Raw genomic sequence first — 9,354 nt, 5'->3', positions numbered from 1 at the left:
GGCCGAGGACTTCGGGTCCTGGGGTGCGTGCTTGAGGATGATCGTGTTGCCCAACGCGAGGTTGGGGGCGGCGAAGCGGGCGACCTGGTAGTAGGGGAAGTTCCAGGGCATGATCCCCAGGATGGACCCGACGGGCTTGCGGCGGACGTAGGCCTGGTCGGCGGGATCGGTGCCGCGGAGGGGTTCGTCTGCGAGGAAGGCTTCTGCGTGTTCGGCGTAGTACCGGTAGATGAGCTGGCAGAGCTGGAGTTCGCCCTTGGCCTCGGCGATCTTCTTGCCCATCTCCTGGTGGATGATCTCAGCGAGCTCGTCTGCCCGTTCGGCGTAGAGGTCGGCGACCCGGTTCAGGACCGCCGCCCGCTCGGCGACCGGCCGGGCCGCCCACTCGGCGAAGGCGTCATGGGAACGCTGCTGGGCCTCGGCGATCTGAGCGTCCGTGGCGGTGGGATACGTCTCCACGACCTCACCGGTGGCGGGGTTGAGAATCTGATAGATCGACATGATGTGCTCCTTTGCAGTGGGTGAAATGGCTGTCTGGGTGGGGACGCTGGGTGGAAGCGGACCGAGGGCCGGCCCCGGCGGCCCTCGGTACTCGAAAGGGGAAGGCTGAGCTCCACAGGGAGCCGGGCGCCGGTCAGTCCTCGGCTCCGAGCTCGGCGAGCAGCTGGTCGAGGACCCTGACGCGGTAGTCATCGCGCTCGAACGCGGCCAGGCTCACCCGGGTGTCGGAGTGGAGGATGCGGAGATTGCCCTCGATCAGCTTGTTGAACAGGACATCGTTGAGGTGGTCCCTGTCCCGCACGTTGATCTTGAGCAGGAGGTCGTGCGAGCCGGTTGTCATGACGACCTTCTCGACCTCCTCGATGTCGGTCAGCTGCCGTGACTGCTCGCGGTGCTCCGGTCCCAGTTCGCGCTGGACGTTCACGTAGACGGTGAGGCCGTAGCCCAGCGCCTCGAGGTCGATCTGCGCGGTGTAGCCGGTGATCACCCCCGCGGCCTCGAGCTGCGCGATCCGCTCCGCGACGGCCGGGGCGGACAGGCCCACCTCCTTGGCCAGGGACCGCTGGGAGCGCCGGGAATCCTGGACCAGGAGCCGCAGCAGCTGCAGGTCGATCCGGTCGAGGTCCTTCCGCGCGGCCCGGGTGCCCCGGGCGGCAGGTCTGCGACTGTTCACTCGAACCTCTCATCACTCCATGACGACGACGGACCGAGCCCCTTCCGCGCGGCCCATCCGCTCGAAGCCGTCGGAGAGCTCATCGAGGCCGATTCTATGGGAGATCATCGCCTCGAGATCGAGGTCGCCCGTCAGCGCGTGCTCAGCCATGCGGGGCACATCACGGGCGGGATCGCTCGAGCCGAAGACCGAGGACCGCAGGGTCCGGTTGAAGTGGAAGATCTCCATCGCGCTGAGGCTGACCCGGTCATCCGCCCGGCCGACGCCCACGACCGTGCACTCACCGCCTCGGCGGGTCGACTTCCACGCCGCCCTGATGGTGGCAGACAGCCCCACGCATTCGAGGGCGTGGTCCGCACCGCGGCCCTCAGTGAGCGCGCGAACGTCGCGGCTGAGCGAGTCCGTCGACAGGACGAAGTCCGTCGCCCCCATCTGCAGGGCGAAATCGCGCTTGGCCTCCGAGACATCGGCGGCGATGATCCGGGAGGCCCCGGCCAGGCGGGCGCCCATGATCGCCGAGAGCCCGATGCCGCCCAGCCCGATGACGAGAACGCTGTCCCCCTCGCGGATGCCGGCGGTGTTGACGGCGGCTCCCACGCCGGTGAGGACTGCGCAGCCGAGCAGTGCCGCGTGGGCCATGTCCAGGCCCTCCGGGACGGACACCACGGCGTGAGCGGGCATGACCACCTCCTCGGCGAAGGCGCCCACGCCCAGCGCCCTGTGCACGGGCGTGCCGTCCGCCCGCGCGGTGTAGGGAGCCGAGGTGCCGGCCCTCTCCACCGCGGAGCACAGCCAGGGCTGCGCCGCGCGGCAGAACCAGCACTCCCGGCACGGCGGCGCCCAGTTGAGGACCACCGGCTGCCCGGGCTCCAGGCCCGTGACGTCCGCCCCCACCTCCGCGATGCGGCCGGAGGCCTCGTGCCCGAGGACGACGGGCAGCTCCGAGACGACGGTTCCGTTCATATAGGACAGATCCGAATGGCAGGCCCCGGCGGCTGCGACCCTGATCCGGACATCGTCGGGGCCGAGAGGCGGCAGTTCGAGGTCTTCGAGAACGAGAGGCCTTCCGACCTCGTGGAGTACGGCCATCGTGACCATGTGTGCCTTCTTCCTGGACCGGCGGACGCCGATCCGACAGCGGCTGCGGGAGGGGGTCAGGCGCGGGGGACCAGTGCGGCCGCGGCGTCCTGCACCAGCTCGGAGAGCGTGGGATGGGGGTGGACGGTAAGGGCGAGGTCCGCCGGGCTCGCCGCCATCTCGACGGCGAGGGTGACCTCCCCGATGAGCTCGGAGGCGTGCGGTCCCACCAGGACACCGCCCACGACGGCATCGGTCTCCGTGTCCACGACCAGCTCGGCGGAGCCCTCCGCCGCCTCCATCGTCGCAGCGCGGCCCGAGGCGCCCAGCGGCAGCCGGACCGTACGCGTGCGCAGGCCCTCGGCCTCGGCGGCCGCCGGCGTGAGGCCCGTGACGGCCACCTCGGGATCGCTGAAGACGACGAGCGGGATCGTCGTGGAGGACAGTGCGGCGCTCTGCCCGCACAGGGAGCGTACGGCGACCCTCGCCTCGGCGATGGCCTTGTGCGCGAGCGCCGGGCCGGCGACCACATCGCCCACTGCGGCGATGCGGGGTGCCGCCCGGAAGCCCGCGTCCACGGGGATGAGCCCGGAGGCGTCGAGCCGGATGCCGGCCTCGGCCAGCCCCAGATCCCCGGTGGCCGGCCTGCGCCCCACGGCCACCAGCACCGCATCCGCCTCGACGGTGGTCGTGGCCCCGGCGGAATCGGCGACGCTCAGGCTCCTGCCGTCCCAGCCCTGGGCGGTGCGGTCGGTGAGCAGGTCGATCCCCAGCCGGCCGGCACGGCGCGCCACCTGCTTCTGCGCTCCTGCGGGCATACCCGGCAGGATCGTGTCCGCGGCCTCGACCACCGTCACGGCGCTGCCCAGCTTGCGCAGCGCCGTGCCGATCTCGATCCCGATGTATCCGCCGCCCACCACCGCGAGCCGTTCGGGCAGCTCCGTGAGGGCGAGGATGCCCGCGGCGTCGAACACTGCGGTCCCGTCGAAGGGCACCGGCGGGATCTGCACCGCGGCGGAGCCGACCGCGATCACCGCGTCCTCGAACTCGACGTGCCGGGGCGGGCTCTCGCCTCCCAGCTCGATGACACCGCGGGCCTTCCCCGTGAAGGTGAAGGATCCCGCGACGATCTGGACCCCGGCCTTCCTCAGCGCGCCGTGGACCCCCTTCGACAGGCGTGAGACGAGTCCGCCCTTCCACGCCTGGAACCGGCCCATGTCGACGGGACCGGACGCGAGGCCCAGTGCGGAATCGGCGAAGGCCACCGCGCGGCTGCGCAGCTCCGCGGCCTCGATGAGCGCCTTGGAGGGGATGCACCCCTCCAACAGGCAGGTCCCCCCGATCCCGTCCGCACCCGCCCTGTCGACCAGGGTCACGCTGCGCCCCTGTGCGGCGGCCTCGAGCGCGGCGGTGTAGCCGCCCGGGCCCGCGCCGATGACGAGGAGGTCGAGCCCCTCCGGCATCTCTCCGACGACCATCAGCGGTTCCTCCCCTGCACGCGCGCTCTCTCTCCCGTGGTCACCATCAGAACTCCTCCGCCAGCATCCGCACGGGGTCCTCCAGGAGCGCCGTCAGCTGCTCCAGGAACGCGCCCATGTCCGCCCCGTCGATCAGCCGGTGGTCGGCGGAGACCGCAACCGGCAGGATCGGGCGGACCACCGGTGCGCCGTCCTCGGCGACCACCTGGTCCGCGATCCTGCCGAAGCCCGCGATGGCGGACTCGGGCGGGCGGATGATGGGAGTGCCCAGCCAGCCGCCATAGGAGCCGAAATTGGTGATGGTGAAGGTGCCGCCGGACATCTCCTCGCTGGTGATCGTCCGCGCCCGTGCCCGGTCGGCCAGGGCCTGGGCGGCCTGGGAGATCCCCACGAGGGACAGCGCCTGGGAGTTCTTGAGCACCGGCACGAAGAGCCCCGCCTCCGTCGACACCGCCAGTCCGATGCTGCGGTGCCCGAAGTAGGTGATCCGCTCCGTCTCCATGTCGAGCGCGGCGTTGAACTTGGGACTGTGGGCGAGGGCGATCGACACCGCCCGCACGAGGAACGGCAGATAGGTGATCTTCTCGCCCCGGCCGGATGCGGCGAGATGCGCGTTCACGGCACGCCGCGCGGCGACCAGCCCGGAGGCGTCGACCTCGCGGAAGTCCGTGATGTGCGGGACCTGCTGCCAGGACTGCGTCATGTTCCTCGCGATCTGCCTGCGCAGTCCCCGCAGCGGTGCGGTCTCGTCCTCCCCGCGCGGACCCGCCGCAGGGGGAAGCACGGGGGCATCGGTCCGGAATCCCCCGGCCGTCGCCGAGGTGCCCTCCTCGGAAGCGCCCGCCGCCGAGGCCGCGGAAGGGACGGCCCCGGCTTCGGCGCTCGTGGGCGTCGCCGCACCTGCGGATGCCGCTGCGCCCTCGGCCGTGAGGCCTGTCTGCGCGGCATCCGCGGCGGCGGGACAGACCTGGGCGGCGGCCAGCACATCGTCCTTGGTCACCCGGCCGCCGGGACCCGAACCCCGCACCTCGCGGAGGTCCACGCCGAGATCCAGCGCCGCTCTGCGCGTGGCCGGGGAGGCCAGCACCCGCCCGCGGTGCGTCGGGGATTCCGCCGAGGCGGCGGCCCGGTCCGCGACCGGCGTGGACGCGGCATCGCCGGCGGCGGTCGCAGAGGAGGTCTCCGCACCGAGGCCCGCGGGAGCTTCCCGCGAGGGGGGAGCGCCTTGTGCGGGAGCTTCCTGTGCGGACGGGGGATTCCCGGCTGCGGGAGCTGTGCCGTCGCCGGCCTCGGCGAGTGCGATCTCGACGAAGACGGCGCCCACCTCGACCATGTCGCCGGGTTCGCCGGCCAGTGCCGTGACGGTTCCCGCGATGGGAGAGGGGACCTCGACGACGGATTTGTCCGTCTCCACCTCGGCGAGCACCTGGTCGGGGACGACCTCAGCGCCCACTGAGACCTTCCAGCTGATGATCTCGGCTTCGTCGAGGCCCTCGCCCACATCGGGCAGGTGGTAGGAGAACGTGCTCATCGCGCGCTCACCGCCTTGCGCGCCGCCGCGACCACACGGTCCACAGCGGGCAGGAAGGTCTCCTCGATGCCGATGTTCGGATAGGGCACGTCCGGGGCCGTGACTCTCAGCACGGGCGCTTCGAGCGAGTAGAACGCCTCCTCCTGGATGGTGGAGACGACCTCGGCTCCGAAGCCCGAGGTCAGCGGCGCCTCGTGCACCACCACGGCGCGCCCGGTGCTCGCGACAGCCTCGCGGATCCCGTCCACATCCAGCGGGACCAGGGTGCGGAGGTCCACCACCTGTGCGGAGATCCCCTCGTCCGCGAGTGCGGCGGCCGCCTTCTCCGCGAGCTGGACAGCTGCGCTCCAGGCGAAGAGCGTGACATCCCTGCCCTCGCGCGCCACTCGCAGCCTCCCGAAGGGGATGGTGTGCTCCCCCTCCGGGACCTCGCCCTTGACCAGGCGGTAGCCCTTGAGCGGTTCGCAGAAGAGCACCGGGTCCTCACCGCGCACTGCTGTGGTGAGCAGGCCCTTGGCCTCGGCCGGGGTCGAAGGCATGACGACCTGCAGGCCCGGCACGTGGGTGAACTGCGCTTCGATCGCGTCCGAGTGCAGCTCCGGGGCGCGCACTCCGCCGCCGAAGGGCGCACGGATGGTGACGGGCGTGGTGAATCGACCCTGCGAGCGGTAGCGGAAGCGCGCCAGCTGCGGCACGATCTGGTGATAGGCCTGATGCGTGAACCCCATGAACTGGAGCTCCGCGATGGGGTTCATCCCCGCCAGCGACAGGCCGATGGCGGAGCCCACGATGGAGGCCTCGGCCAGCGGCATGTCGACGATCCGCTCCTCCCCGAACTCCGCCTGCAGGCCCTCCGTCGCCCGGAAGACGCCGCCCAGCTTCCCGATGTCCTGGCCGAGGACCATCACCTTCTCATCGCGCAGCATCTCCTCGCGGATGGTGCTCCGGATCGCTTCGATCATGGTCATGACGGTCATCGCTGGACTCCCTTCGCAGCGGTGTGGAGTATCTCTTCCCGCTGTCTGAGCAGGCGGACGTCCGGCTGGGACCAGACGTGGTCGAACAGGGACTCCGGCAGGGGCGGGCGCACGGCGCCGAGAGCCTCGATCGCCCTGTCCACCTCGTTGCGATTGCGCTCCTCGATCCCGGCGAGGTCCTCGTCCGTGAGGGCTCCCTGCGCGCGGAGGTGGGAGACGACACGCGGAATGGGATCGAGCTGCTCCCAGCTGAGCTTCTCGTCCGTGTCCACGTACTTGCTGGGATCGTCCGCAGTGTTGTGCGCACCCAGACGGTAGGTCTGCGTCTCGATGAGTGTGGGCCCCTCGCCTGCGCGGGCGCGGGCGACGGCCTCGGCGGAGGCCTGGGCCACGGCGAACAGGTCATTGCCGTCCACCAGCACCGAGGGCACCCCGTAGCCGGCACCGCGCTCCGCGAAGCTCTTCGCAGCCGACTGCTTGGAGCGGGGCGTGGAGATGGCCCAGCCGTTGTTCTGCAGGACGAAGACCACGGGTGCCTTCCTCACCCCTGCGAGGTTGAGGGCTTCGTGGAAATCGCCTTCGGAGGAGCCGCCGTCGCCCACGAAGGTCATGACGACTCCCGGGTCGGCCTGCAGCTTCAGCCCCCAGGCGAGACCCACAGCGTGGGGGAGCTGCGCGGCCAGACCGATCTGCGGGGGCAGCACCTTCACGCCCTCCGGGATGCGGGCGGCCTCGGAATTGCCCTTCCAATAGGAGAGGATGCCCTCGATCGAGAGCCCGTGCCGCAACAGGGCGGGCAGCTCACGGTACTGCGGCACGATCCAGTCCGTGCCCGGATCCAGGGGCAGGCAGCTGCCCACCACGGAGGCCTCCTGCCCCCGCACGGCGGAGTAGGTGCCCATGCGGCCCTGCCGCTGCAGGCTGAACGCCCGTTCGTCCACGAGCTTGGACAGCAGCATGAGTTCGAGCGCACCGAGAGTCGAGGCCGCGTCGAGCGGTGGGTCGATGCCCGGAGCCAGGGCGCCCGAGGCGTCCAGCAGTTCACGTCGTTCCATTGTGCCGATGCTCCTTCGCATTGGGGTGGGCATGGGGGGTGTTTGAGGCGATTCAGCCGCGGATGGTGCTCGGCAGCCAGGTCACGAGATCCGGGAAGGTGAAGAGGATCGAGACCACCAGCAGCTCCGCCGGGACGAACCACGCGACGCCGCGGAATGCGTTGGCCACCGTGACCCCGCGGGTGCCGGCGAGGACGAAGACGTTCATGCCCACCGGAGGTGTGATCAGTCCGAGCTCGACCATTTTGATCATGAGGATGCCGAACCAGATGCCGTCGTATCCCAGGCCGGTGACCAGAGGGTAGGCGATGGGAACGACGATGAGCAGGACGGAGAGCGAGTCCAGGAACATCCCGAGCGGGATCATGAGCACCAGCAGCAGGATCACCACGAGCGCCGGCGAGGGGTTCAGGCCGATCACCCACGTGGCGAACTGCGTGGGAACCCCGGCGGACACGAGGAAGTACGTGAACACCGTGGCGCCGATGAGGATGCCGAAGATGAAGCTGGAGACGGAGGCGGCCTCCGAGAAGGACTCGCGGATGCTCGCGATGAGCGCGCTGCGCCCCTGGCGGAAGCCGTCCAGCAGGAGCATGACGAGCGCCGTGGCCGCACCGAAGGCGGCGGATTCCGTGGCGGTGAGGATGCCCGAGTAGATGCCGCCGATCACGATGGTGAAGAGCAGCGCGATCTTGAGCGCCCCCGCATAGCCCTTGCGCTTCTCCGCCAGCATGGCGTCGGTGGGGTCATCGGGGTCCGCGCGGCCCGTGCTCCCGCCTGCGGCGGAGATGCGGCCGGGTGCCGGAGCCGCCTCGGCGGCTGCGGTCCTCCCCGCCCCTGCGGCACCGGTGAGCACCGGCACGTTGCCCGAGACCAGCGAGGGCTTGAGCTTGGCGCGCACGAGGATGAGCAGCCCGAAGACGAGCACCGTGATGATGCCGGGGACTATTCCCGCACTCAGTGTGGCGCCCACGGACTCGCCGGTGAGCAGGGCATAGACCACGAGGACGATGCTCGGCGGGATGAGGAAGCTGAGCGTTCCGCCTGCGGCCACGACTCCGGCGGCGAAGGAGGTGCTGTACCCGTACTTCTGCATCTGTGCTATCGACATCCGGCCGATCGTGGCGGTGGTCGCCACGCTGGATCCGGAGACCGCGCCGAAGGCCGCGCATGCGAACAGGGAGGCGAGGGCGAGGCCGCCAGGGAGCCTCCGGAGGAGGCGGTGCCCCAGCAGGAAGACGTCCTCGGCGATCCGCGCCTTCTCCGCGAGCACGCCCATGAGGACGAACATGGGGATGACGACGAGTGCCACCTTCGCAGTGGACTGGTAGGGCAGGCTCGCGAGCGCGGAGGAGGCGGTGGAGGAGCCGGAGAGGACGAAGAGGCCGAGCGCGCCGGAGACTGCGAGGGCGAAGGCGACGGGGATGCCGGTGGCCAACAGCGCGAGCAGGATGACGACGGCCGCTACGACCACGAGGAGGATGATCGGCTCCATGCTCATGCCCTCCCTTCCGTGCCGTCCTCCGAGGCGCTGTCCTCGGAGGCGCTGTTCTCCGGGGCTCCTCTGCCCCACGTCTTCGCCAGGGTGATGACGCATTCGAGGATCAGCGCGGCCAGGGCGACGGGGATCACGGCCTTCGCCGGCCAGATCGGCACCTGGATGAGCCCGTACCGGTACTCGCCCGCGGAGATCGAGCGCAGTGCCGCGCCGCCCGTCTGGAACGTCATCCAGACGAGCACGGCAATGGCCGTCACCATGCCGATGGTGAACACGATCCTGCCCGCACGGGCCGGCATTCTCTCGACCACGAGGTCGACAGCCACATGGGCTCCGGTGCGCATGGCGTATGCGAGGCCGAGGAACGCGGCGGCGACGAGGAACACCTCGCTGAACTCCGTGGTGCCCGGGATCGACCGGCCGGTGAGGGATCTGCGCGCCACGTCTGCGACGGTCAGGACCATGATGAGAGCGATGGTCAGCGAAGCGATCACCGCGAACGTGCTTGACAGCCGTCTGGAGAAGGTGTCGAGTGCTTTCATGTTCTGCGACCCGTCGTTCGGC

The 9,354-nt window shown here is 70.4% G+C and carries 9 protein-coding genes; all 9 read right to left on the bottom strand.

Going from position 1 to position 9,354, the window contains the following annotated elements:
* Window positions 1-501: aldehyde dehydrogenase family protein (locus tag K318_RS0118190; RefSeq protein ID WP_029090529.1), on the bottom strand; the 501-nt coding region annotated here is incomplete at its 3' end.
* Window positions 502-634: 133 nt separating this feature from the next.
* Complete coding sequence (locus tag K318_RS24070) at window positions 635-1,174, bottom strand: Lrp/AsnC family transcriptional regulator (protein WP_051298206.1); 540 nt, start codon at window positions 1,172-1,174, stop codon at window positions 635-637.
* 12 nt (window positions 1,175-1,186) lie between these two features.
* Complete coding sequence (locus K318_RS0118180) at window positions 1,187-2,272, bottom strand: Zn-dependent alcohol dehydrogenase (RefSeq protein WP_029090528.1); 1,086 nt, start codon at window positions 2,270-2,272, stop codon at window positions 1,187-1,189.
* A gap of 56 nt (window positions 2,273-2,328) precedes the next feature.
* Complete coding sequence (locus tag K318_RS0118175; RefSeq protein WP_029090527.1) at window positions 2,329-3,729, bottom strand: dihydrolipoyl dehydrogenase family protein; 1,401 nt, start codon at window positions 3,727-3,729, stop codon at window positions 2,329-2,331.
* Between the two features lie 46 nt (window positions 3,730-3,775).
* Window positions 3,776-5,260, bottom strand: coding sequence for a dihydrolipoamide acetyltransferase family protein (locus K318_RS0118170; protein ID WP_029090526.1), 1,485 nt, complete (start codon window positions 5,258-5,260; stop codon window positions 3,776-3,778).
* Entirely contained in the window at window positions 5,257-6,237 is a 981-nt protein-coding gene (locus K318_RS0118165) for an alpha-ketoacid dehydrogenase subunit beta (protein ID WP_029090525.1), read from the bottom strand. The genes K318_RS0118170 and K318_RS0118165 overlap by 4 nt, the downstream gene beginning before the upstream one ends.
* Complete coding sequence (locus K318_RS0118160) at window positions 6,234-7,292, bottom strand: thiamine pyrophosphate-dependent enzyme (RefSeq protein ID WP_035282278.1); 1,059 nt, start codon at window positions 7,290-7,292, stop codon at window positions 6,234-6,236. The genes K318_RS0118165 and K318_RS0118160 overlap by 4 nt, the downstream gene beginning before the upstream one ends.
* 52 nt (window positions 7,293-7,344) lie before the next feature.
* The gene (locus K318_RS0118155) at window positions 7,345-8,793 is read right to left on the bottom strand and encodes a TRAP transporter large permease (protein ID WP_169721495.1); all 1,449 of its coding nucleotides are present in this window, start codon (window positions 8,791-8,793) and stop codon (window positions 7,345-7,347) included.
* A complete protein-coding gene (locus K318_RS24065) occupies window positions 8,790-9,332 on the bottom strand; it encodes a TRAP transporter small permease (protein ID WP_084500398.1) in 543 nt (180 codons plus the stop codon). Before K318_RS24065 ends, K318_RS0118155 begins: the two co-directional genes overlap by 4 nt.
* Window positions 9,333-9,354: the final 22 nt, after the last annotated feature.

The sequence above is a fragment of the Brevibacterium album DSM 18261 genome (assembly GCF_000426445.1).
GTDB lineage: Bacteria > Actinomycetota > Actinomycetes > Actinomycetales > Brevibacteriaceae > Brevibacterium > Brevibacterium album.
Note: the sequence above shows the minus strand (reverse complement) of the source record. Positions and strands in the feature narration are given on the sequence as shown.